A 23443-nucleotide genomic window follows, 5' to 3' on the forward strand; every position below is an offset into this window, starting at 1 on the left:
CCCAGCACCAGGAAGGCAACACGGATGACATACCCATCTCAACCTGGGCAGTCTCCCTACGGCGTACCGACACAGGGCGGTAACCAGTACGGCCAGTACCCCGCGTACGGTCAGCAGGGCGGATTCGGTCCTCAGGGCCCTCAGCCACCGAAGAAGAGCAAGACCGGCCTGTGGGTCGGGCTTTCCATCGCCGTCGTGGCCGTAGTCGCCTTCGTCATCACCGCCTTCGTCGCGCCCGGATTCCTTCTCAGCGACGACGATGACTCCGACAAATCCGACAACTCGGCCGGCGGCGAGAGCCAGAGTCAGACCAGCGACCCCTCCGCGATCGCCCAGCAGATCAGCCAGGCGCTCTCCTCCGGTGACACCGCCACGCTGACGGGACTGGCCTGCCCCGACGCGAGCTCGATGGTGCAACAGGCCATCCAGATGGCGGGCCAGTTCGGCCAGGTCACGATGAACGGGCAGCCGCAGGTCAGCGGAAACCAGGCGATCGCGCAGGGCACCGCCGCCGTCAACGGCAAGACCTACCCCGTCAGCGCCACGCTCGTCCGGCAGGGTGACAAGTGGTGCTGGCAGGACGCGGACATCGAGGTTCAGGGGGCCGGTGGCATGGACAACGCGCCCACGGACATGTCGTACCCCGGTGAATCGCCGGGGGTGTCTTCGGACGACACCTCGGGAACGAACGGCGACGTCGGTGCCACCGGCGGCTCCCCCGCGGACAGCGAGACGTTCGTCAACGTGATCCACACCCTCCTGAACTCGGGTGACATGGAGAGCCTGGAGAAGTTGGCATGCCCGGCGTACAGCGACTCCGTGACATCAGTTCTCGAGGAAGCCCTCTCCACGGGGGACACCTACGAACTGGACGAGGTGGAGACGATCACGACGGACGTCGGGGCTTTGGGTACCTTCGTCGGAAGCAAGGGAGAGCTCTCGGTGAGCGGGAGGCCCGAGGGCGGCTCGTTCTGCATCTATCACGCGTCCTATTTCCCGGCGTCTTGATGAGAAAGGGCCTGGGAGCGCAAGGTGCTCACAGGCCCTTTCTCGTCGTCGAAGGATCAGGCGAACAGCGCGGGCAGCGTGCCCTCCCAGGCCTCCCGCAACTCGTCGAGGCTAAAGTCGGCCACGTCCTGGATCTCCACGGCGTTTGACTCGGGGTCCACGACCCCCGTCTTACGCCACGGCAGGCCCCGTGCCGAGCACATCTCCGTGAAACGCAGTTCCTCCGTCCTCGGCACGGCCACGAGCACCCGACCGGCCGATTCCGAGAACAGCTGCACGAACGGATCGACGTCCGGGTCCAGCACGATCCGGGCGCCGCACTGGCCGATAAGGGCCATCTCGACGATGGTCTGCGCCAGTCCACCGTCGGACACGTCGTGGGCCGCGGAGATCATGCCGTCACGCGAGCCCGCCACGAGGATCTCGGCCAACAGCCGTTCCCGCTCCAGGTCGACCTTCGGGGGCAGCCCACCGAGGTGATCGTGGATCACCTGGGCCCACGCCGACCCTCCGAACTCGTCGTGGGTCTCACCGAGCAACAACAGGCTCTCGCCCGGTTCCGTGCCGATACCGGTGGGAATGCGCCGCCGGACGTCGTCAATCACCCCGAGGACCCCGACCACCGGGGTGGGCAGGATGGCCTTGTCGCCGGTCTGGTTGTAGAAGCTCACGTTGCCACCGGTGACGGGGATGCCGAGTTGCGCGCACCCGTCGGCCAACCCGTGCACGGCCCGCTCGAACTGCCACATGACACCCGGATCGCGCGGCGAGCCGAAGTTGAGGCAGTTGGTGACGGCCATCGGTGTCGCGCCGCTGGTGGCCACGTTGCGGTACGCCTCGGCCAGCGCGAGCTGGGTGCCCACGTACGGGTCGAGGTAGACGTAACGGCTGTTGCAGTCGGTGGCGACGGCGACCCCGCGCCCCGTCGACTCGTCGATCCGGATCATGCCCGAGTCGGAAGGCTGCGCCAGCACGGTGTTGCCCCGCACGTAGCGGTCGTACTGCTGCGTGACCCACTCCTTGGAGGCCAGGTTCGGCGAGGAGATCATGCGCAGCAACGTCTCCCGCAATTCCTCGGGCGTGGACGGGCGCGCGAGCTTGTCCGGCGTGTCGGCCTGGAGGTCGTCCTGCTCGGCCGGGCGCGCGTACGGGCGGTCGTACACCGGGCCCTGGTGCGCCACCGTGCGCGGCGGCACGTCGACCACGGTCTGCCCGTGCCAGTCGATGACCAGCCGGTCGCCGTCGGTGACCTCACCGATGACGGTCGCGGTGACGTCCCACTTGCGGCACACCTCCATGAAGGCGTCCACATCGGACGGCCGCACGACCGCGCACATCCGCTCCTGCGACTCGCTGGACAAAATCTCCGCCGGGGTCATCCCCTCCGCACGCAGCGGAACCCGGTCGAGGTCGATGTGCATGCCGCCGTCACCGGCCGCGGCCAGCTCCGACGTGGCGCAGGCGAGCCCGGCTCCACCGAGGTCCTGGATGCCCACCACGAGCTTCTTGGCGAATAGCTCCAGCGAGCACTCGATCAGCACCTTCTCGGTGAACGGGTCGCCCACCTGCACGCTCGGCAGCTTCTTGCGTCCCCCGGAGTTCTCGTCGCCCGAGAACGTGTCGCTGGCGAGGACGGACACGCCACCGATGCCGTCGAGCCCGGTACGGGCACCGAACAGGATGATCTTGTTACCCACTCCCGAGGCGTGGGCCAGGTGCAGGTCCTCGACGCGCATGGCCCCCACGCAGAGCGCGTTGACCAGGGGGTTTCCCGCGTAGCTGGGGTCGAACACGACCTCGCCGCCGATGTTCGGCAGACCGAGGCAGTTGCCGTACCCGGCGATACCGGCCACCACACCGGGCAGGACACGACGCGTGTCGGGAGCGTCGGCGGGCCCGAAGCGCAACGGGTCGGCCACCGCCAGCGGCCGGGCGCCCATCGCCAGGATGTCGCGCACGATGCCGCCGACCCCGGTGGCCGCCCCCTGATAAGGCTCTACATAGGACGGATGGTTGTGGCTTTCCACTTTAAACGTGACGGCCCAGCCGTCACCGATGTCCACCACGCCGGCGTTCTCGCCGATACCGGCGAGCATCTTGGAACGCATCTCCGGTGTCGTGGTCTCGCCGAAGTAGGCGAGGTGCTTCTTGGACGACTTGTACGAGCAGTGCTCGCTCCACATCACCGAGTACATGGCGAGTTCGGCGTCCGTGGGCCTACGCCCGAGGATCTCGCGGATACGCGCGTACTCATCGTCGGCCAGTCCCAGTTCCGCGTACGGCTGGACCTGGTCCGGCGTCTGCTCGGCGAGTGCGGTGGTGTCGACGGCGGGGGTGTCCACGTGAGGTGCTGCCACGAGACCAGACTAACCGCAGGCTCTCGTCAGGCCGACGTGACCAGCGGCTTCACCGCGTCGAGTGCGGAGTAGAACACACCCAGTCCGTCGTCCGACGGCCCCGTGAGCGCGTCGATGGCGTGCTCGGGGTGCGGCATGAGGCCCACGACGCGGCCATTGGCACTGCACACGCCCGCGATGTCCCGGCGGGAGCCGTTGGGGTTGCCGTCCACGTAGCGGAACACGACGCGGCCCTCGCCCTCCAGCTCGTCGAGCGTCGCCTCGTCGGCCATGTAGCTGCCCTCGCCCGACTTGAGCGGGATGAGGATCTCGGCGCCCTGCTCGTACCGCGTGGTCCAGCTCGTGGTGTTGTTCTCCACCCGAAGCCACTGGTCACGGCATACGAAGTGCAACTTGTCGTTGCGCACCAGCGCCCCCGGCAACAGCCCCGCCTCGCACAGGATCTGGAAGCCGTTGCAGATGCCGAGCACGGGCATTCCCTTGCCCGCGGCCTCGATCACCGAGCCCATCACGGGGGCGAAGCGGGCGATGGCGCCGCACCGCAGGTAGTCGCCGTAGGAGAAACCTCCGGGGACGACCACCGCGTCGACGCCCTTGAGATCCGCGTCACCATGCCACAGCGGCACGGCCTCGGCCTCCGATCGCGTCACCGCGCGGGCGGCGTCGACGTCGTCGAGCGTGCCGGGGAAGGTGATGACACCGATGCGGACGCTCATGACTCGATCCTCCGGATCGTCCACTCCTCGATCACCGGGTTGGCGAGGAAGCCCTCCGCGATCTTGGCGAGCGTCTCGTCGTCGACACTGTCGTCGACCTCCAGCTCGAAGTGCCTGCCCTGACGGACCTCGGTGACCCCGGAGAACCCGAGCCGACCGAGCGCACCGGCCACGGCCTGACCTTGGGGATCGAGAATTTCGGGCTTGGGCATGACGTCGACGACTACTCGGGCCACGACAGGCTGCTCCTAGACTCTGCGCAGGTCAATGCACGTCGAGCGTAACCCAGGGGCCGAGAAGCCCCCGACACCCCTCGGCCCCTGAGCCGCGTTCGTCACCGACGACTACACGACGAAAGACGTGTGAGTGCCCCGCGACGTTGCTCGCGGCGAGACTAATCGAGGAATGATTCGCCGGATCGGCGCAATCGCGTCGCGGTCGGGACGCTCCGTGACCGGCGATCCGCTCGTGTCGAGCCGAGCGGATCGCCGGTGGAAACTCAGGCGTTCGAGACGGTCTCCAGCCGCTCGGACGGCTGCTCGTGCTGCGAGCGGGTCAGCACCCGGCGCAGGCCGAAGGCGCCGAAGACGCCGATCACCGACACGACGATGAGGAAGATGAGCCCGGTGAGGGGAGAGCCGGTGGCGTCCACGACGGCCGCGATCCCCATCGGGCCGAACCCACCACCGAGGTTGCCGATGCCGTTGATGGCCCCGATACCGGCCGCCGCGGCGGCGCCGGTGAGAAACCTCGGTACGAGCCCCCACATCACCGGCTGCGCGGCGTAACCGCCGATCGACGCGACGCAGATGCCGATCATCTGCACCACCGGCGACGACACCAGCGCCGCGATCGTGAATCCTGCCGCCGAGAAGCCCAGCATCCACGCGAGCCAGCCGAACGGCGTGCCCCGCGTCCGCGCGAGCCTCGGCACGGCGAGCAACCCCGCCATCACGCACACGTACGGGATGGCCGACACGAGTCCGATCTCCAGGCCGGAAAGACCCCCGAAGCCCTCGACGATGGTCGGCAGCCAGAACGCGAGCCCGTACGTGGCGAGCGGGAAGCACAGGAAGAAGACCGCCATCGCCAGCACCCTGCGGTCGCCGAGGACCTTCCACGGGTTGTGCGGCTGGTCGCCCGCCTGCGCGTTCTCGGCGTCGAGCACGCTCTTCAACGTCCGACGCTCGTCCTCGTCGAGCCACTTGGCGCTGTCGGGGTCCTTCGGCAACAGCCACAGCACGACGGGGGCCGCGAGCACCGCCGGGACACCGGTCGCGACGAAGATCCACTGCCAGCCGTCGAGGCCCCACACGCCGTCGAGGTCGTTGAGCGCCCCCATCAACGGGTTGCCCACGATGAACGAGATCGGCCCCGCGAGCATGAACAGGCCGATGGCGGAGCCGCGGTGGGTCGAGGGGAACCACCGGGTGAGGTAGTAGATGACGCCGGGGAAGAACCCGGCCTCGGCGGCGCCGAGAAGGAATCGGGCGAGGTAGAACTGCCAGGTCTCGGTCACCAGGGTCGTCGCGATGGTGACGAGGCCCCACGTGATCATGATGCGGGCGATCCAGCGATGCGCCCCGAAACGGTGCAGTGCGAGGTTGCTCGGCACCTCCAGCACCGCGTAGGCCGTGAAGAAGAACACCTGGCCCAACGTGAAGACCGTGGCGGAGAGCCCGAGTTCCTCTTGAAGCGTGAGCTTCGCGAAACCGACGTTCGACCTGTCGATGTAGGCGATCACGTACAGGATCGCGAGCAGCGGTAGCAGTCGCAGCGTGATCGCGCGGATCGTGCGCGGTGAGACCCGCGAGGTGTCAGGGTGCACCGTTGTCTTCCCCGATCGCTAATGTCCGAAATATCGGACCACGTCCGTCATTACGTTTGGCGGAACCGTAAGTGCAGCCCCTTGCGCTGTCAACGGTCGACCCCTAATCTCGTTCGCAGCTACGGATAGTATCCGAAATTTCGGACAAGATTGGTGGATGCGGTGGAACGGTCGCGATCCTTCCTGCGCTCGCTCGGACTGCCCTCGACAGATCCCGGCGAGCTCCCGAGCAGCACGAAACGCTTCCCCGACGGCGCCGCCTACCGCGTCGAGATCCCCAGCGTCGAGGGGGTCGAGGCGATGGAGGCCGTCTTCGACGAGGCCGACGCCCGAGGAGTCACCGTCCATCGGGTCTCCCAGGGCAGCGGCGGCATGTTGCTCACCCAGACCGAACTGACGGCCATGGCCGCGCTCGCCGAGGCCCGAGGAGTGGAGCTCAGCCTGTTCGCCCGTCCCGTGGCGGGCTGGGACACCGGGGCCGCCTCGCTCGCCGAGGGCGGTGGACCGGTGGCGGCGCAGGCACGCGGCGTCGAACAACTCGTGCACGTGCTGGAGGACATCCGCCGCACGGCGGAAGCGGGCGTGCGCAGCGTCCTCGTCACCGACCTCGGGGTACTCTCCGTCGCCTCCCGGATGCGCGAGGCGGGCGAGCTGCCCTCCGATCTCCAGTTCAAGGTCAGCGTGCAGATGGGACTCGCCAACCCGGCGGCCATCCGCATCGCCGAGGAACACGGGGCCAACACGTACAACGTGCCCACCGACCTCTCGCTGGCGCAGCTCGCCGCGGTGCGGGCGGCCATCGACATCCCCATCGACATCTACGTGGAAGCACCCGACGACCTCGGCGGGTTCGTCCGACACTTCGAGATCGCCGAGATCGTGCGGGTCGCCGCGCCCGTGTACCTGAAGTTCGGGCTGCGTAACGCCCCGAACATCTACCCGAGCGGCACGCACCTCACCGACACCGCCGTCAGGCTCTCCCGCGAACGCGTCCGTCGCGCCGAGATCGGCCTGGAGACCCTCGCCCGCTACGCCCCCGACGCCGTGGCGTCCACGCTGCCGGCGCAGGATCTGGCCGTACCGAACACCACCGCCGTCACCGAAGCGACGAGGAGCGCGTCATGAAGATCACCAATGTCGAGACCTTCGTGATGGGCACGCCGTGGCGTGACCTGACCTTCGTCCGGGTCACCACCGACGAGGGGCTGACCGGTGTCGGCGAGACCCGCATGCTCGGGCACACCGAGGCACTGAAGGGGTATCTGTCCGAGGCCGTGCCCCGGCACGTGATCGGCGCCGACCCGTTCGACATCGAGGCACTCGTACAGCGCATGAAGCGCGGCGACTACGGCAGGCCCGGCGAGATCATGATGTCCGGGATCGCCTGTGTCGAGATGGCCTGCTGGGACATCGTGGGCAAGGCCCTCGGCCAGCCGGTGTGGCGGCTGCTGGGCGGCAAGGTGCGCGACCGCGTCAAGGCCTACGCCAACGGCTGGTACACCGTCGAGCGCACGCCGGAAGAGTTCCACGCCGCCGCCAAGCGGGTCGTCGAGCGTGGTTACCGCGCGCTGAAGTTCGACCCGTTCGGCCCCGGCCAGTGGGAGCTGGAACCTCGGGAACGCACTCGGTCGATCGAGCTCGTCGAGGCCGTGCGCGACGCCGTGGGCCCCGACGTGGAGATCCTCGTCGAGATGCACGGCCGCTTCGCCCCCGCGGAGGCGGTGCGTATCGCCCGCTCGCTCGCGAAGTTCGACCCGAGCTGGCTGGAAGAGCCCGTGCCGCCGGAGAACCTCAAGGCGCTGGCGAAGGTCGCCGCGCAGGTGGACGCCCCGGTGGCGACCGGTGAGCGCATCCACGAACGGGCGGAGTTCCGCGAGCTGTTCGAGCTCCAGGCCGCCGACGTGATCCAGCCCGACATCGGCCACCTGGGCGGCATCCTGGAGACCCGCAAGCTCGCGGCCACGGCGGAGACGCACTTCGTGCTGGTGGCACCCCACAACGTGGGTGGGCCGGTGCTGACGATGGCCAACCTGCACCTGGCGGCGTGCACCCCGAACTTCAAGATCCAGGAGCACTTCAACGACTTCGCCGACGAACACGTCAAGCGGGCCGCACCCGGCCTGCCGCCGGTGGAGGACGGTTACTTCGCACTGCCGACGGCGCCGGGGCTCGGCGTGGAGCTCGACACCGACTTCGTGGCCGAGCATCCGTTCCAGGCCGCGCGCTTCGACCTGTTCGCCGAGGACTGGCAGTTCCGGGGTACCAAGAAGGACGGTGACGCATGACCGAGGTGACCGACGCTCTGCTCGGCGCGGCGGCAAAGGCCGCCCGGCCGTGGGCGGAGCTGCCCGACGAGACGCGCGCGGCAGCGCTGGAGGCCGTCGCGGACGCCCTCGACGCGGCCGCCGACGAGCTGGTGCCGCTGGCTCGGGAGGAAAGCCACCTGCCCGAGGGCAGGCTGCGCGGCGAGCTGGTGCGCACCACGTTCCAGTTGCGCTCGTTCGCGGGCCAGGTGCGTGAAGGATTCGAGGTCATCGAGGACGACGCCGACCCCGACTGGCCCACCGGCCCTCGGCCGGCCCTGCGGAGGGTGCTGGTGCCGCTCGGCCCCGTCGTGGTGTTCGCGGCGTCGAACTTCCCGTTCGCGTTCTCCGTGGCGGGCGGCGACACGGCGTCGGCGTTGGCCGCGGGCTGCCCCGTCGTGGTGAAGGCCCATCCGGGACACCCGAAGCTCTCGGACGCCACGGCCGAGATCGTGCGTACGGCGCTGACCTCCGCCGGCGCTCCCGAAGGGACGTTCGCGCTGTTCCACGGCGAGGCCGACGGCCGCGACGCCGTGCTCGACCCGCGCACGAAGGCGGTGGCCTTCACCGGCTCGTTGCGGGGCGGCCGGGCCCTCTACGACCTCGCCGTGTCGCGGCCCGAACCGATTCCGTTCTACGGCGAGCTCGGCAGCGTGAACCCGGTGTTTGTCACCAGGGCCGCCGCCGAGGCTCGCGCCGAGGAGATCGCGACGGGGTACGTGGACTCGTTCACCCTCGGCACCGGTCAGTTCTGCACCAAGCCCGGCCTGCTGCTCGTGCCGTCCGACTCGCGGCTGCCCGAACTCGCCGCGGAGCACGCCCGCGCCAAGGGGGCCACCGCGATGCTCAACGACCGCATCGCCGAGGGCTACACGGCGGGCCTGGAAGCCCTGCGCGGACACCCCTCGGTGCGGGTGCTGGTGGAGGGCACGTTCGGCGAGGACGGCCCAACGCCGACGCTGCTCGCCACGACGGCGGCCGACCTGCTCGCCCACCCCGACGCGCTCGCCACGGAGTGCTTCGGTCCGACGTCGCTGGTGGTGACCTACGACGACGACGAGCAACTGCTCGCGGTGGCGCGCTCGCTGGAGGGCCAGCTCACCGGCACCGTGCACGGTGAGGAGTCCGACGAGATCGCCCGCCCCCTGCTGACCGAGCTGGCCGAGCGGGTGGGTCGTGTGCTGTGGAACGGCTGGCCCACGGGCGTGTCGGTCACCCCCGCCATGCACCACGGTGGGCCGTACCCCGCCACCACGTCGCCCCTGCACACGTCGGTGGGCATCACCGCCTCGGCGCGGTTCCTGCGTCCGGTCGCGTTCCAGAACGTGCCCCCGCACCTGCTGCCGCGGTGAGACTCCCGTGGTCGAAGGCCGCCTTTCCCCTCCCCTCGGGAAAGGCGGCCTTTCCCCGTCTCAGGGGGTCGCGGGACGACCACCGAGCCTGCGAGTCAGCTCGGCTGCGCCCTCCCGCACCAACTTCTCCCAGCGGGGCCACGCCTCGTCGGAGTGGCGGGAGGTGGGGATGGAGATGCTCATGGCCGCCATCCACTCGCCCGTCGCGTCCACCACGGGCGCCGCGACGCAGCCCGCGTCGGGGTTCGACTCGCTGCGTTCGTGAGCCACACCCGTCTCTCGCACCTTCGCGAGCTGCTGCCGCAACGCGGTGCGCGAGGTGATGCTGTTCTCGGTGAGCGCGACGAGGCGGTGTCCCTTCAACCGCGCCGACAACTCCTCCTCGGAAAGTCCCGCCAACAGGACCTTCCCGACCGCCGTGCAGTGCGCGGGCAGCCGCCTGCCCACCTCGGAGATGAGCCGCACGGAATGAGTTGAGTCTACTTTGGACACATAAACGACTTCGAGGCCGTCGAGCACGGCGACGTGCACGGTCTCCCGACACTCCGCGGCGACCTGACGCGCGACGGCGTCGGCCTCGGCGGTGAACTCCAGCCGTTGCTGGTAGCGCGCCCCCAGTTCGAGCAGTTTCGGCCCGAGCCGGTACGTGGTCTCCTCACCCGACCGGCGCACCAGGTAGTGCCGCTCGACGAGCGTGGTGAGCAGTTCGTGCGTCGTGGACCGAGGCAGTTCGAGCCGACTCCCGATCTCACTCGCCGACAACGTGACGTCGTCGCCGAGGAAGAGCTCCAGGATGTCGGCGGCGCGGAGAACAGCGGGCACGAGACGAGCCATTCGCCCAGCATACCAGACGGTGTCCGAAACTTCGGACAACGGTCGAGGTACTCACCGCCTGCCGTGCAACACCGTCACGAGCCGTCGCACCAACTCGTCGGTCTTCGGCGTCCTGGCGAAGGTGGTCATCACCAGCGGCATCCGATACCGCTGCCTGGTGATGGCCTTGGGACGAGCGAACTCCCGCAGCCCTTCCGGACCGTGGATGCGCCCGAACCCGGACTCGCCGACACCTCCGAAGGGCAGGGCGGCCACCCCCGCGAACGACAGGGGCGCGTTGATCGCCGTCATCCCCGTCCGCAACCGCCGGGCCAGCTCCATGCCCCGACGCCGGGAGAACACCGTGGACCCGAGCCCGTAGGTGGAGTCGTTGGCCTTCTCGACCGCTTCGTCCATATCGGACACTCGGGTCACGGTGATCGTGGGCCCGAACGTCTCCTCGCGCACGGCCGCGGAGTCCTCCGGGACGTCGACCAGCACCGTGGGCCGCACATAGCGCTCACCCACGGCGTCGGCACCACCCACGAGCGCCCGGCCACCCCTGGCGAGGGCGTCGGCGATGTGCCTGCGCACCACGTCGAGCTGCGACCGCATAGTCATGGGCCCGTAGTGCTCACCCGGCCGCACCTGCCGCGCCCGCTCGGTGAGTTTGGCGACGAACTCGTCGTACACGGCCGTGTGGACGTAGACCCGCTCGACACCGACACACGTCTGGCCCGCGTTGGAGAACGCTCCCCACACCGCGGCGTCGACCGCGGCGTCCAAATCGGCGTCGGCGTCCACGAGCAGCGGGTCCTTGCCGCCCGCCTCGATGACCACGGGCGTCAGGCGTTCCGCCGCGGCGGCCATGATCTTCTTGCCGGTGGCGGCCGAGCCGGTGAAGGCGATCTTGTCGACGTCGGAACGCACGAGCGCCGCTCCCGTGGCGCCGAACCCGGTGACGAGCTGTAGGACGGGACGCTCGGGCACAACCTCCTCGAACGCCCGTACCAGCCAGGCACCGACGCCGGGGGTGTACTCGCTGGGCTTGAACACCACCGCGTTGCCCGCGGCCAGCGCGTAGGCCACGGAGCCCAGCGGCGTGAAGACCGGGTAGTTCCACGGCCCGATGACCCCGACGACGCCGAGCGGCTGGTACTCGACGGTGGCAGCCTGGTTGGCGAGCAGCAGCCCGGACGGGCGCCGTTTCGGGCCGAGCACCTTGCGCGCGTTGCGGGCCGCCCACTCGATGTGTTCGACGGCCAGGACGACTTCGAGCTGCGCGTCACCTTTCGGCTTGCCGGTCTCGGCGCTGACCACGTCGCACAGCTCGGCCATCCGTCGCACGATCACGCCCTTCCAGCGGCGCAGTCGTTCGGCGCGGCCCGCGAACCCGAGCGAGGCCCACCACTCGGCGGCACCGCGAGCCCTGCCCACGGCGGCGGCGACGGCATCGGGACCGTGCACGGGGTAGGTCCCCACGACCTCGTCCGTCGTTGGATCGAGTGAGTCGAACGTCTCGACGGCCTGCTCGGTGCTCGTCATGCTGACAGCGTAGGGAAGCGACAGATCGTTGCCAACTCGCCAACAAGGGGACTACCGTGAAGTTCGTTCACTTCGGCCACTCCTGCGTCCTGCTGGAGACCGAACACGCCCGGCTGCTGTTCGACCCCGGCGCGTTCTCCAGCGGCTTCGAGTCCGTACGCGATCTCGACGCCGTGCTCATCACCCATCAGCACTACGACCACATCGACACGGAGAAACTCCCGGAGCTGCTCGCGGCCAATCCCTCGGCCCGACTGATCGTCGATCCCGGCACCACGAAGACCATCGACAACCTGGAGATCGAGGTCACCACCGCCCACCCCGGCGACACCTTCGACCTCGGCGGTACCCGGATCACCGTCGTCGGTGGCCAGCACGCGACCATCCACAGTGACCTGCCCGTCGTCTCCAACGTCGGTTACGTGGTGGACGACGGGGCCTTCTACCACCCCGGTGACTCGTTCTTCGTGCCGGAACAGCGCATCGACGTGCTCGCGCTCCCCACGGCCGCGCCGTGGTTGAAGGCGGGCGAGGTCGTGGACTACCTCCGTGCGGTGTCGCCGCGACTGGCGATTCCCGTCCACGAGGCCCTGCTCGCCAAGCCCGCCGTCTACATCGGCCTCTACACGAACCTCGCCCCGGACGGCACCGAGGTTCGCCCTCCGGTGCACGGCGAGGTCCTGACTCTCTAGGAGTTCACCGCGGGCGCGCGGAGCGGCTCCGGGCGTCCTCGCTGAGGAGTGCCACGCTTCTTCTCGCTTGAGCGAACAGCGGTAGCAGCCCGACCGCGAGTGGTCACAGGATCGGACCCGGCTCGTACGACGCCGCCTCGGGGAACCGACGCACGATCTCCGACACCCTCGCGACGACGGCCTCCACCTGCGCGCCCGCGGTGCCCGTGAACGAGAGCCGGTCGGCGAGCAGCGCCTTGAGGTCGTCGGCGTCCAGCGGAAGCCGGTCGTCGGCGGCGAGGCGCTCGACCAGGTCGTTGTCCTGCTGCCCTCGCTCGCGCATGTCCAGCGCGACCGCCACGGCGTGTTCCTTGATCACCTCGTGCGCGGTCTCCCGGCCCACCCCGGCGCGAACCGCTGCCATCAGCACCTTCGTGGTGGCGAGGAACGGCAGGTACCGCGCCAGCTCCCGGTCGATGACGGCGGGGAACGCGCCGAACTCGCCGAGCACGGTGGCGAACGTCTCCAGCAGCCCGTCGAGCGCAAAGAACGCGTCCGGCAGCGCGACCCTGCGCACCACCGAGTCGGACACGTCACCCTCGTTCCACTGATCACCGGCCAGTTCGCCGATCATCGACAGGTAACCGCGCAGCACCACGGCGAGTCCGCCCACGCGCTCGCAGGACCGCGTGTTCATCTTGTGCGGCATGGCCGACGAACCCACCTGGCCGGGCTTGAAGCCCTCCGTCACCAGCTCGTGCCCCGCCATGAGCCGGATCGTGGTGGCCAGGCTCGCCGGCGCAGCGGCGAGCTGCACCAGCGTCGAGAGCACGTCGAAGTCCAGCGACCTCGGATACACCTGGCCCACGCTGGTGAACACGCGCTCGAACCCGAGGTGCTCCGCCACCCGCCGTTCCAGCTCCGCGAGCCGCTCCGGCGTCCCGAGGAGGTCCAGCATGTCCTGGGCGGTGCCGACCGGGCCCTTGATGCCCCGCAACGGGTAGCGCGCGATGAGGTCGTCGAGGCGGTCGAACGCCACCAGCAGTTCGTCGGCGGCCGTCGCGAAACGCTTGCCGAGCGTGGTCGCCTGCGCGGCGACGTTGTGCGAACGCCCGGCCATCACCAGGTCGCTGTGTTGCGTGGCCAGCTCCGCCAGTCGCGCCAGCACGGCGGCCACCCGCACCCGGATGTGTTCCAGCGAACGGCGAAGCTGAAGCTGCTCCACGTTCTCGGTGAGGTCGCGCGAGGTCATGCCCTTGTGGATATGTTCGTGGCCGGCGAGGGCGTTGAACTCCTCGATCCTCGCCTTCACGTCGTGCCGGGTCACGCGCTCCCGCGCCGCGATGGACTCCAGGTCGACGCGATCGGCGACCTGCTCGTAATCGGCCACCACACCGTCGGGTACCTCGACCCCGAGCTCCCGCTGTGCCTTGAGCACGGCGAGCCACAGGTCGCGTTCGAGTCTGACCTTGTGCTCCGGGGACCACAGCCGCACCAACTCGGGCGAGGCGTAGCGGGCCGCGAGCACGTTCGGGATTCGAGGCTTGTCCGTCACACGGTCAGGCTAGCCAGGTGGTACCCCGCACACCGAGTTCAGGGTGGTCCACGACATGGTGATCCCGCTCCGTGGATGCCACGGGGGCTCAGGTGGGCTCGAACTCCTCACGCAGTGCCTCCCCCAGCACACGCGCTGCCACCGCCCTCGGATCGGGGTCGACCTCGACGAGCGCGTTGACGACGGTGCCGTCCACCAGCGCGATGAGCCGTTCGAGACGCTCGTCGTCGATCTCGAAACCCGAACGCGCGAAGCTCTCCTTGAGCAGTTCCCGCAGTTCGGCCGCCAACCGCCGCATCAAGGGACGCAGGTACGGACGCCTTCCCGTCCCCACGAGCCGCTCGTACCGCAACACGATGGCCTCGTAGTGCGGGTCCGACCCCAGCAACAGGTCCAGCACCAACTCCACCAGGACATCCACCCGGCGGTTCCCGGCGGGCAGCGTCGCCAACTTCGCCCGCCCGGCCTCCAGCTCGGCTCTCCCGTGGTGTTCCGTGGCCGCGCGGACCAATTCGTCGAGGGAGTCGAAGTAGTAGGTCGTGGACGCCAACGGCAGCCCGGCGCGCTCCGCCACGGCGCGATGCCGGATGGCGTCGAACCCGCCCTCGGCGAGTAACTCGGCCGCGGCCGCGACGAGAGCGGCGCGCCTGCGCTCGCCCTTCGGCGTACTGGCTGCTGAGGTCATGGCGGGATAGTCTGCCATCTTCTCCGAGGACGGAACGGGGAAACGACCGTCCACGGCGTCCTCGGCGCCGAGTTCGGGCCGACACGGCGTTCGGCTAGCCCAGCGCGGCGGCGACGCGTTCGGCGATGCCGGGAAGCTCCTCCCGCAACGGCACGTCCGCCTCGTCCGCGCTGTCCGCCGCGACCCCGATCACGGCGAGCTTCCCACCGCCCACGTCGACCGTGGCGACGGCACTCGCGACGTCGAGGGGCACGTCGAACGCGTGCGTGCCCTGCGGATCGAGGACCACCGCGACGGTGCCGCCCGGCACTCGGTAGGCCGCCGCGCGACCGTCCGGTTCGAAGCACGAGCGGTAGGGGATGGCTTCACCGACCGGGTCGATCGGGAGCTCGCCAGCGAGGGCGGTGGCGAGCTCCCGATCAACCGATTGGCACGCGGGGGTGCCTTCGGCCCGAGGGCCGTCTTCCTCCGACGATCCGCCGCCCTGCTTCGGCGAAGCGTCGGGGAAGCTCTCGACACCCAGTCCACGCCCCTCGTCGTCGTTCGGTTGCCCACTCTCCGGATTTTTTTTCGCGATCTCCCCCGACACCACGGTCTCGCCCGGCGCGAGCGCCGTGGAACCGCCGTCCCGCTGCCCCGCTCCGAACGCCACGAGCCCCGTCACCGCGCCCGCTCCCACCACGACGGCCGCGGCGGCGGTCACCAGCGAACGCCGCCGCGCCGTGATGCGGCGCGAAGCGTTGGTCACGTCGTCCACCGTGAACGACGGCTCGGGGGCGTCCTCCACGGCGTCCCGCAACATCCGTCGAAGTCGATGCTCATCCGGCCGCTCGTCCACGCGTGTCCACCTCCTCGCCCAGTACCGCCCGGAGGTTCGCCAGTCCCCGCGCCGTCTGACTCTTGACGTTGCCCTCGCTGCACCCGAGCGCCCGCGCCACGCTGCTCACGTCGAGCCCCTCGAAGTAGCGCAGCACCAACACCGCCCGCTGCTTCGACGGCACCTTCGCGAGTCCGGCCAGCAGGTCCTCACGTGTGCTCACCCTCTCGGCCAGTGCGTCACCCGTGTCCGTTCCCCGCGGTTCGGGCACCTCGTCGGTGTGCTGCTCGCGCCGCCAGGGCCGCCGTGACTCGTCGATCGCGGCCCGCACCAGCGTCTTCCGCAGGTAGGCGTCCACGGCCGTGCGGTCACGAATCCGTCGCCATCTGCGGTGCAACGACACGAAGGCTGTCTGCGCGAGGTCGTCGGCGCGATGCCAGTCCCCGCACAACAGGTACGCCGTTCGGCGCACGGAATCCCGCTTCGCCGCGAAGTACTCCGCGAACTCGTCGTCATGGTGGGCCACGCAGACGTCTCCGGTCGGTCGTGTTGTCGACGGTGGAGACGGAAACCCCCGACCCCACGGTTGCACGCGACGAGCAGTCTCACCCATCGGTGGGGCCCGAGGCGAGCCCTCCCCCACATGTGATGTCATCGGGCCCGTGACGGTCGACTCCACTCCTTCCGAACTAAAGCCCCTCGACTTCCGTTCCGACACGCTCACCCGCCCCGACGAGCACATGCGGTCGGTGATGGCCGCGGCCGAGGTCGGCGACAACGTCATCGACACCGACCCGACCATTCGGGCGCTGGAGGAACGCGTGGCGGACGTCCTGGACAAGCCCGCCGCGCTGTGGACCCCGAGCGGCACGATGGCCAATCTCATCGCGCTCTCGACGCACCTGCGCCGAGGCGACCGCTTCCTCGCCCCGCGCGGCGCGCACGTGCTGGTCAATGAGCTGGGCTCGGCCGCCTGGCTGGCCGGAGGCATGCCCGACCCCCTCGACCACGACGCGGGCCCCGGACGGCCGAGGCCCGAGACCGTGCGGGCGGCGGCGGGCGGTACCGGGCCGTACTACACACTGCGCACCACCCTGCTGTCGCTGGAGAACACCCACAACGCGGCCGGGGGAGTCGCCATCCCTCCCGACGAGCACGCGGCGCTCGTGGCCGCCGCCCACGACGCGGGGCTGCGCGTGCACCTCGACGGCGCACGCATCTGGAACGCCTCCGTGGCCCTCGGTGTCCCACCGGCCACGCTGGCCGCCGGGGTGGACAGCGTGTCGGCGTGCTTCAGCAAGGGACTCGGGGCTCCCGTCGGCTCGGTGGTGGCGGGAAGCACCGAATTCGTGGAGCAGGCCCGACGCATGCGGCAGATGCTCGGTGGCGGCGTCCGGCAAGGCGGTGTGCTCGCCGCGGCGTGCCTCGTCGCGCTCGACCGTGTCGACGAGCTCGCCGAGGACCACGCGAAGGCCGCCACGCTGGCCGCGGGCCTGCGCGAGTTGGGGTGGGACGTCACCGAACCGCAGACCAACATCGTCCTCGCCAAGGTCGAGGACGTGAACGCCACGCTCGACTCCCTGCGCGCCCTCGGCATCCTCACGCTGCCGATGGGAGGCAAAGTGCGGTTCGTACTCCACCGCGACGTCACCTCGGACGACGTGACCGAGGCCCTCTCCCGGATCGGCAAGGGGCTGAGCGCATGACGTGGGCCGTATTCGACTACGGCGAGGTCCTGTGCACCCGCACCGAGGCACTCCCTCGGCTCGCCGCCCGCCTCGGCGTGTCGCAGGAGCGGTTCGAATCCGCCTACTGGGCACACCGCGACGCCTACGACCGCGGCTGCTCCGACGAGGAGTACTGGAGCGCCGTCGCCGCCTCCACCGGAGCCCGCCTCGACGGCGACGCGGTGGCCGACCTCACTCGACTCGACATCGAGGGGTGGTCGTACCTCCACCCGGCCTCGGCCGCGTTGCTCGACGAACTCGCCCGCGACGGTGCCCAACTCGCCCTGCTGTCCAACGCACCGAGTTCGTTCGCCCGCTTCGCCGAACGGCAACCTTGGGCCGAGCACTTCCGAGTACGGGTGTTCTCCGGCGACGTCGGGTGCGCCAAGCCGGATGCGAAGATCTTCGAACTACTCGCGGAACGGCTCGGGGCCCGACCGAGCGACTGTGTGTTCTTCGACGACCGCGAGGTCAACGTGACCGGTGCGAGGGCGGCCGGGCTCCGGGCCCACCTCTGGCAGGGCGCCGACCACGCTCGCCGGATGCTGGCCGGCTGAAGCCCTCGGTCAAGGTTTCAGCTGCTTACGCTTGTCGCTTTTGAGCGCTCCGTAGGCCGCGGCCCCGAGGAACACGCCACCGCCGATGACGGCGATCCAGAACACCGCCTTCGCGAGGAAGCCGACGACGGCGCCGACCACCATGAAGGCCACCCACGCGAGGAGCAAACCGCCGACGATCTTCCAGAACATGATTCCTCCGCTGCCTGTACTACCGGTTGTCCGGTTTCCAGCTTGACATGATCCGGTAGTCCGGCGCCCCGGCTCGCCCGAACAATCAGGGAGATCTCCGGGTTGCCCCTACCGGCCCGCACCTCGCGACAGCCAGTCGCCGATGCGTCGGATCGCCCGCGTCAGTTCGTCCTGTGAACACGCGAACGACAACCGCACGAATCGGCCACCGTGCACGGGGTCGAAATCCACGCCCGGAGTGATCGCCACGCCCGTGTCGTCCAGCAACCTCCGGCACCACGTGAGGCTGTCGTCGGTGTGGTCGGAGACGTCGACGTAGGCGTAGAACGCGCCGTCCACGGGAGCGACCTTGCCGAGCCCGATGTCGGCGATCCCCTCCAGCACCAGGTCCCGGTTCGCGCGGTAGTTCGCCACACGCGCGTCGAGTTCGGCGTACGAGTCCTCGGTGAACGCGGCCACCGCGGCCCGCTGGGCGAGCGCGGGCGCACAGATGTTGTAGTTGCCCGTGAGCACGTCCACGGCGCGGTGCAGCCGTCGCGGCACGAGCGCCCACCCCAACCGCCAACCCGTCATTCCGAAGTACTTCGAGAACGAACCGAGTACCACGGCCTCGGTCGAGGTCTCCCAGGCGCAACCGACACGAGCCTCGTAGCTGATGCCGTGGTAGATCTCGTCGCTGATGAGCTGCACGCCCCGCTCGTCGCACCACCGCGCGATCGCCGCCAGCTCAGGGGCGGGCAGCACGGTCCCCGTCGGGTTGCTGGGGCTCGCCACGATCACGCCCCGCAGCTCGCCGAGCCCGTCGAGCAGCTCCGTCGTCGGCTGGAAGCGGGTGCTGGCGTCGGTGTCGAACTCCACGACCTCGCACCCGAGGGAAGCCAGGAGGTTGCGGTAAGCCGGATAGCCGGGCCGCGCCATCGCGACGCGGGCCCCGGCGTCGAACGCCGCGAGGAACGACAACAGGAATCCGCCGGAGGACCCCGTGGTGACGATCACGTCCTCCGGCGAGACGGACACCCCGTACCACCGCGCGTAGTGCCCCGCGATGGCCTCACGGAGTTCGGGGATGCCGAGCTGCGGCGTGTAACCGAGATCGTCGTGCAGGGCCCGCTGCGCGGCCTCCAACACCGGGCGCGGCGCGCCCGACGTCGGCTGTCCGGCACACAAGGCAATGACGTCGCCGTGTGTGCGCTGCCGCTCCTTCGCGGCCGACAGGACCTCCATGACCTGGAACGGCGCCACGTCACTCCGGCGCGACGGCCCCGGCAAACGCCCGGAATCGAACATGCCGCCACCTTAGGCGGGAACGTCGAGCGACGTTCCCGCCCCCATGGTGCGGCACCCGCGACCGCGATCAGTAACCCTGGTACGCGCCGCCCTGCGCCATCGACTTCAGACCCGGATGTCCTTCGAACCCGCCGTAGCGGTCGAAGATGTAACGCACGCCCGCGATGATGTTGTCCACCGGGTTCCAGATGTCGTCGTGGCCCGGAAGTTTGTACGCCTGGAACGTCGGGTCGATGCACTGCATCAAGCCCTTCGACGGCGTACCCCTCGCGGCGTTGGAGTCCCAGTCGTTCAACGCGTGCGGGTTGCCACCCGACTCCTTCTCGATGATCGTCCAGATCTCGTCGATGTTCTCCTCGGTGACCGGAACGCCGTTGGCCTGGAGGATCCTGATAGCCTCCCGGATCCACTGTTCGACGTTGCCCGGCGGAGGCCCGCTGCTCGGCGGAGGTCCGCTGGGACCGTAGCCGGCGAGACCGCCTCCGGTACCTCCGCCTCCGGTACCTCCGCCTCCGCCGCCGCCACCGGCACCACCACCGCCGGTGATGCCGCCCGTGGCCGTCTGCTGCGACCGCGCGGAGCCCGGCTCCGGCACGCTGGAAAAACCGTCACCGACTTCGGTCTTCATGAGCTCCTGCGCTCGTTTGATGGCGTCGTTCGACTGCCGCAGCAGGTCGTCGATCTGTTTGGCCGCGTCCGTGGCCGTCCGGCTGTTCTCTTCTCCGGCCTTGCGGATGATCTCCTCGGCCGTCGGGGACGGTGGCTGATCGCGCTCCCCGTTCTCGTACTCGCGCATCGCGGCGTTCGCCGCGTCGGCCTCTTGCTGCGCTCGCTCGTTCCGGGTGTCGATCTCCTTCTTGGCGTCTTCCTTGATGGTCTCGATCTGGCGCTTGATGTTGGCCAACGTCTCCTGCAGCGACGTCAGCTCCGCGGCGACCTCGTCGAGCTTGTCTTTAACCTTGTTGCCCGCCTCGGCGATTTTCTGCACGTAGTCGAAGAAGGCGTCGGCCGCCGGACCCGACCACACCCCGTCCCGCAGCGGTTCCGCCGCGTTGGTCAGCTCGGCCGTGTGGTCTCCCGCGTCACGTGACGCTTCCTCGAACTGCCGGGCCACCTCCTGGATCTCGCCCGGATTGACCTTGCTGACCCGTGCCGCCTTCTTCTCGACCTCGGACCACTCCGGTGGAATTCCCGCGCCGGTCATCACAGGTCCTTCGCCGTCAGATTGTCGGCAGCCACGGCGTCTGCCTCGGACATCGCGTTCACGGCGTCACGCAGTGCCGTGCTGGCGGCACTCACTCGGCTGGCGGCGGCGTCGAACTCCGAACGCATACCGTCGGTGAACTTGCCGACCGTGCCCGCGACCGGCTCGGGGTTGTCCGGCTCTTCCACCTCACCGAACGGGTTCTCCCCCTGAATTCCCTTGAGCTTCTCCATCGATGCCTTGAAATCGTCGGCGATGCGGTCGACCCGCCGCGCCGTGATGGTCATCGATTCAGCGTCGTAAACCGGCACGTTTCTGCCCTCCCCTTGGCACACCCATCCAGCGGTCAGCACCAAGCCTCCATACGACGCTGGGAGCCGCCCGCCGGTTCCCAGTTCGCTCAGACCTCGTCGAGCAACTCCCACACACGCTCCGCGAGCAGAGCGTTGTCCGCAGGTGTCACTGTGGCCCAGTCGCGCCCGTCTCCGCCGAGGGCCACTTGGAACAGATACCGGCCCGCGTCGGTGTCGTGGAACGCCACGACCCTGCCCGCCCTGCGCATGCGGCCGTCGCGGTCGAGTCGCTGCGCACCGAACTGGCCGCGCGTCTCCATGCCGAGCAACATGCCCGCCAGTTCCTGCGCCTGCCACAGTTCGACCCCGCGGTCCTCCAACGCGGGTACGAGTGCCTTGGCATCTCCCCGAGCCTCGGCGTCGGCCTCCACCAACACCTGGTGCGGCACGCTGATCGAGCGCCCCACTCCCGGAGCCAACTCGCCCGCCACCGACACCGCGGCCGAGGCCAACGCCGAGTCACGCGACGGAATCAACCACACCTCGTCACCGTCGACGACACCGAGCACGGCCTGGCTGCCGGAACTGCCCGCCAGTCCCGTGATCCGCCGGTCGGCCCAGATCCACACGTCGACGCTCGTACGCGGCCTGGCCAACAGGTGCAGCGCGTCGCCCACCTCGGGCACCACCTCGCGACCCCGCGCGAGCCCACGGTCGGCCAACGTACCCCATGCCTCGTCGACCAGACGCGCACGCTCGCTGTAGGTGGCTCCGGGGCTGGGAACGTCGAGGGCGACATGGCGGCGGGGCAGGTCCAGGTGTTCCCACAGCAGGTCGAATTCCAGCGTCGAGAGCACCACGCTGCCGCCTGCCAGCGTGTTCACAATCGGCCGTCCGAGTCGTCGTCACCGAGCACGTTGGGCGAGACCATGCGCTCGTCGGTGAACAGGTCGTCGTCCTCGACCCCGAACCGCCGCACGTGTTCGCCTTCCTCGTCCGCTCCGGGAACGGCCTTCTCCAGGAAGGTTTCCCGGCGCGTGGCCCCACCGGGGTTCAGCCGTTCGGAACTGCGCTGAACCTTCGCCTCCTCCTCGGGCAGGTCCCCGATCGCCAGCGGACGTGGGGAGATCTTGGCGCCGGGAGCACTGCGCCCCACCCCTCGGCCGGTGCGTTCGGTGCTGCTCAAGGCACCGGCCACACCACCAGCTCCGAGCGCGGCGATACCGCCGCCGAGGTCGTTCACGGACAGCCCCTCACCGACGGACGGGGGAACCTCGCCGAGGTTGCCGTCGGGCGCGGCACTCGGCGTGGCCGCGACCGATCCACTCCCCATCCCGCGCGCGAGTTGCGCGTGGGGCGCGGACTGCACGGACTTGCCGCCGAGACCACCGCTGCCGTGCGGCGTCGTTCCGGTCGTTCCCCCACCCGACGTGGTCGGCTTCGCCGAGCGACTCGTGACCTCGGAATCCCGGCCTCCGGGCGACCCCGACACAGGCTGACCCATGCCTTGCCGAGTCCGTACGGAGTCCACTCCGCCGTTCTTGCCCACGGGCCCCGCGGCGCCGCCCGCGGCCGCGGGCGGAACGGCGTTGCCCGTCGCAGGTGGGATCGTGCCCCCCTGACCACTCGCGCCGCCCTGCCCGCTCGGGGCGGCACCCCCGGAAGACGGAGCCGCCTGGTTCGTACTGCCCGTGACCTTGCCGTACGACGGCGCCTCGAACACGGGCGTCGACACGGCCGAGGGCGTGACCGCGCCGGTGGGCACGGGCGAGGGAGCCGGCGCGGACGAGGACGGCGCCGAAGTCGTGGGGCCGGGAGCCGGCGGTCCTGCCGAGGTACTCGCGGGGGACGTGGTGTCGCCCGGCCCGCCACCGGCGTTGATCGACTCGGGCACCCGCTGGGATACCTTGGCGACGAGCCGGTCGGGCGGTCCCAACTCCGGGGCCCCCAGCAGGTTCTCCCCGCTCTGCCGAGCATAGGCGTCGAGAGCCTGCACGGCCTGCTCACGGGCTTCGAGCGTCTCGTGGAGCCTGCGTACGTGGTCGCTTTCGAAACCGAGCAGGCTGAAGGCGAACTCCGCGATGCCGGGCTCGGGGACGGGGGTTCGCAGGACGGCGGGATCGGGCAACGAGTGCACCGTCCGGTTGAACGCCTCGCCCTGCGCGAAGATCCGTTCGGCCGAGGCGTTCACCTTCTCACCCGCCTCGCGGGAGAAGTCCGCCTCCCCGCGTACCGCCGAGGTCGCCTCCCGACCGCCGTCGCTCTCCCACTCGACTCCGAGTTTGGCCAGTTGGGCCCTCAGCGTGTCGTCGGTCTCCTCCAAGGCCCGAGCCACCGCGCGCAACGCGGCGACCGCCTCGGACAACCCGGTAACGCCTTGCCCCGAACGCATCAACTCGATCTCGTCGGCGAGCATGGCGTTGGTGTAGCCGGTGAACCGGTGATCGCGAATCCTCGCGGCCTGGGCCACGATGTCGACGTCGTTCATCTCGCGTCCTTGTCTGGTGGCGTCTGGGGCTCCGGGTGACGAAAT

The 23443-nt window shown here is 69.6% G+C and carries 23 protein-coding genes; 7 read left to right on the forward strand and 16 right to left on the reverse strand.

The window, feature by feature from the left end; all coding sequences use genetic code 11:
- Positions 1 to 24 precede the first annotated feature (24 nt).
- Positions 25 to 1008: a hypothetical protein gene (locus SACGLDRAFT_RS20375; RefSeq protein WP_083852971.1), complete on the forward strand. Its 984-nt coding sequence runs from the start codon at positions 25 to 27 to the stop codon at positions 1006 to 1008.
- A gap of 56 nt (positions 1009 to 1064) precedes the next feature.
- Here the strand turns inward: SACGLDRAFT_RS20375 and purL are convergent, their stop codons facing one another.
- The 4 genes from purL to SACGLDRAFT_RS20395 form a co-directional block, all read right to left on the reverse strand.
- On the reverse strand, positions 1065 to 3350 hold the full coding sequence (gene purL, locus SACGLDRAFT_RS20380; RefSeq protein ID WP_005466900.1) for a phosphoribosylformylglycinamidine synthase subunit PurL: 2286 nt from the start codon (positions 3348 to 3350) through the stop codon (positions 1065 to 1067).
- 41 nt (positions 3351 to 3391) lie between these two features.
- On the reverse strand, positions 3392 to 4081 hold the full coding sequence (purQ, locus tag SACGLDRAFT_RS20385; RefSeq protein ID WP_005466902.1) for a phosphoribosylformylglycinamidine synthase subunit PurQ: 690 nt from the start codon (positions 4079 to 4081) through the stop codon (positions 3392 to 3394).
- Positions 4078 to 4317: a phosphoribosylformylglycinamidine synthase subunit PurS gene (purS, locus tag SACGLDRAFT_RS20390; protein ID WP_005466903.1), complete on the reverse strand. Its 240-nt coding sequence runs from the start codon at positions 4315 to 4317 to the stop codon at positions 4078 to 4080. Before purS ends, purQ begins: the two co-directional genes overlap by 4 nt.
- Before the next feature lie 263 nt (positions 4318 to 4580).
- Positions 4581 to 5909 carry an MFS transporter gene (locus tag SACGLDRAFT_RS20395; RefSeq protein ID WP_005466904.1) on the reverse strand — a complete coding sequence of 443 codons (1329 nt, stop codon included), beginning with the start codon at positions 5907 to 5909 and terminating at the stop codon, positions 4581 to 4583.
- 162 nt (positions 5910 to 6071) lie between these two features.
- Between SACGLDRAFT_RS20395 and SACGLDRAFT_RS20400 the strand changes: the two genes are divergently transcribed.
- Genes SACGLDRAFT_RS20400 through SACGLDRAFT_RS20410 form a run of 3 tightly spaced genes read left to right on the forward strand, consistent with a single transcriptional unit; the run spans position 6072 to position 9564 of the window.
- Entirely contained in the window at positions 6072 to 7034 is a 963-nt protein-coding gene (locus tag SACGLDRAFT_RS20400) for a U32 family peptidase (RefSeq protein ID WP_040919377.1), read from the forward strand.
- The gene (locus tag SACGLDRAFT_RS20405) at positions 7031 to 8194 is read left to right on the forward strand and encodes a mandelate racemase/muconate lactonizing enzyme family protein (protein ID WP_005466906.1); all 1164 of its coding nucleotides are present in this window, start codon (positions 7031 to 7033) and stop codon (positions 8192 to 8194) included. The genes SACGLDRAFT_RS20400 and SACGLDRAFT_RS20405 overlap by 4 nt, the downstream gene beginning before the upstream one ends.
- Positions 8191 to 9564: an aldehyde dehydrogenase (NADP(+)) gene (locus tag SACGLDRAFT_RS20410; protein ID WP_005466907.1), complete on the forward strand. Its 1374-nt coding sequence runs from the start codon at positions 8191 to 8193 to the stop codon at positions 9562 to 9564. The genes SACGLDRAFT_RS20405 and SACGLDRAFT_RS20410 overlap by 4 nt, the downstream gene beginning before the upstream one ends.
- Positions 9565 to 9624: 60 nt before the next feature.
- Here SACGLDRAFT_RS20410 and SACGLDRAFT_RS20415 read toward each other — a convergent pair whose 3' ends face one another.
- Both SACGLDRAFT_RS20415 and SACGLDRAFT_RS20420 read right to left on the reverse strand, forming a co-directional pair.
- Positions 9625 to 10398 carry an IclR family transcriptional regulator gene (locus SACGLDRAFT_RS20415; RefSeq protein WP_005466908.1) on the reverse strand — a complete coding sequence of 258 codons (774 nt, stop codon included), beginning with the start codon at positions 10396 to 10398 and terminating at the stop codon, positions 9625 to 9627.
- Between the two features lie 51 nt (positions 10399 to 10449).
- Positions 10450 to 11922: an aldehyde dehydrogenase family protein gene (locus tag SACGLDRAFT_RS20420; protein WP_005466909.1), complete on the reverse strand. Its 1473-nt coding sequence runs from the start codon at positions 11920 to 11922 to the stop codon at positions 10450 to 10452.
- 56 nt (positions 11923 to 11978) lie between these two features.
- Here SACGLDRAFT_RS20420 and SACGLDRAFT_RS20425 point away from each other — a divergent pair, with 56 nt between their 5' ends.
- Entirely contained in the window at positions 11979 to 12614 is a 636-nt protein-coding gene (locus tag SACGLDRAFT_RS20425; protein WP_005466910.1) for an MBL fold metallo-hydrolase, read from the forward strand.
- Between the two features lie 103 nt (positions 12615 to 12717).
- Here the strand turns inward: SACGLDRAFT_RS20425 and purB are convergent, their stop codons facing one another.
- The 4 genes from purB to SACGLDRAFT_RS20445 all read right to left on the reverse strand — a co-directional run bounded on the left by purB (position 12718) and on the right by SACGLDRAFT_RS20445 (position 16176).
- Positions 12718 to 14148, reverse strand: a complete 1431-nt coding sequence (gene purB / locus SACGLDRAFT_RS20430; RefSeq protein ID WP_040919379.1) for an adenylosuccinate lyase — start codon at positions 14146 to 14148, stop codon at positions 12718 to 12720.
- A gap of 88 nt (positions 14149 to 14236) precedes the next feature.
- A complete protein-coding gene (locus SACGLDRAFT_RS20435; protein WP_040920231.1) occupies positions 14237 to 14833 on the reverse strand; it encodes a TetR/AcrR family transcriptional regulator in 597 nt (198 codons plus the stop codon).
- A 94-nt stretch (positions 14834 to 14927) separates the two neighbouring features.
- Positions 14928 to 15671, reverse strand: coding sequence for a hypothetical protein (locus SACGLDRAFT_RS20440; protein WP_005466913.1), 744 nt, complete (start codon positions 15669 to 15671; stop codon positions 14928 to 14930).
- A complete protein-coding gene (locus SACGLDRAFT_RS20445) occupies positions 15652 to 16176 on the reverse strand; it encodes a SigE family RNA polymerase sigma factor (protein WP_005466914.1) in 525 nt (174 codons plus the stop codon). Before SACGLDRAFT_RS20445 ends, SACGLDRAFT_RS20440 begins: the two co-directional genes overlap by 20 nt.
- A 136-nt stretch (positions 16177 to 16312) precedes the next feature.
- Here SACGLDRAFT_RS20445 and SACGLDRAFT_RS20450 point away from each other — a divergent pair, with 136 nt between their 5' ends.
- Positions 16313 to 17356, forward strand: a complete 1044-nt coding sequence (locus SACGLDRAFT_RS20450) for a threonine aldolase family protein (protein ID WP_005466915.1) — start codon at positions 16313 to 16315, stop codon at positions 17354 to 17356.
- A complete protein-coding gene (locus SACGLDRAFT_RS20455) occupies positions 17353 to 17934 on the forward strand; it encodes an HAD family hydrolase (RefSeq protein WP_005466916.1) in 582 nt (193 codons plus the stop codon). Before SACGLDRAFT_RS20450 ends, SACGLDRAFT_RS20455 begins: the two co-directional genes overlap by 4 nt.
- A 9-nt stretch (positions 17935 to 17943) precedes the next feature.
- Here SACGLDRAFT_RS20455 and SACGLDRAFT_RS20460 read toward each other — a convergent pair whose 3' ends face one another.
- The 6 genes from SACGLDRAFT_RS20460 to SACGLDRAFT_RS20485 form a co-directional block, all read right to left on the reverse strand.
- On the reverse strand, positions 17944 to 18126 hold the full coding sequence (locus SACGLDRAFT_RS20460) for a hypothetical protein (RefSeq protein WP_005466917.1): 183 nt from the start codon (positions 18124 to 18126) through the stop codon (positions 17944 to 17946).
- Positions 18127 to 18234: 108 nt separating this feature from the next.
- Complete coding sequence (locus SACGLDRAFT_RS20465) at positions 18235 to 19413, reverse strand: pyridoxal phosphate-dependent aminotransferase (RefSeq protein ID WP_005466919.1); 1179 nt, start codon at positions 19411 to 19413, stop codon at positions 18235 to 18237.
- A gap of 67 nt (positions 19414 to 19480) precedes the next feature.
- A complete protein-coding gene (locus tag SACGLDRAFT_RS20470) occupies positions 19481 to 20617 on the reverse strand; it encodes a transglycosylase SLT domain-containing protein (RefSeq protein WP_005466920.1) in 1137 nt (378 codons plus the stop codon).
- A complete protein-coding gene (locus SACGLDRAFT_RS20475) occupies positions 20617 to 20904 on the reverse strand; it encodes a hypothetical protein (RefSeq protein ID WP_232284007.1) in 288 nt (95 codons plus the stop codon). Before SACGLDRAFT_RS20475 ends, SACGLDRAFT_RS20470 begins: the two co-directional genes overlap by 1 nt.
- A 113-nt stretch (positions 20905 to 21017) precedes the next feature.
- Complete coding sequence (locus SACGLDRAFT_RS20480) at positions 21018 to 21794, reverse strand: ESX secretion-associated protein EspG (protein ID WP_040919383.1); 777 nt, start codon at positions 21792 to 21794, stop codon at positions 21018 to 21020.
- Positions 21791 to 23398, reverse strand: a complete 1608-nt coding sequence (locus SACGLDRAFT_RS20485) for a PPE domain-containing protein (RefSeq protein ID WP_005466924.1) — start codon at positions 23396 to 23398, stop codon at positions 21791 to 21793. The genes SACGLDRAFT_RS20480 and SACGLDRAFT_RS20485 overlap by 4 nt, the downstream gene beginning before the upstream one ends.
- Positions 23399 to 23443: the final 45 nt, after the last annotated feature.

Source organism: Saccharomonospora glauca K62 (assembly GCF_000243395.2).
Lineage (GTDB): Bacteria > Actinomycetota > Actinomycetes > Mycobacteriales > Pseudonocardiaceae > Saccharomonospora > Saccharomonospora glauca.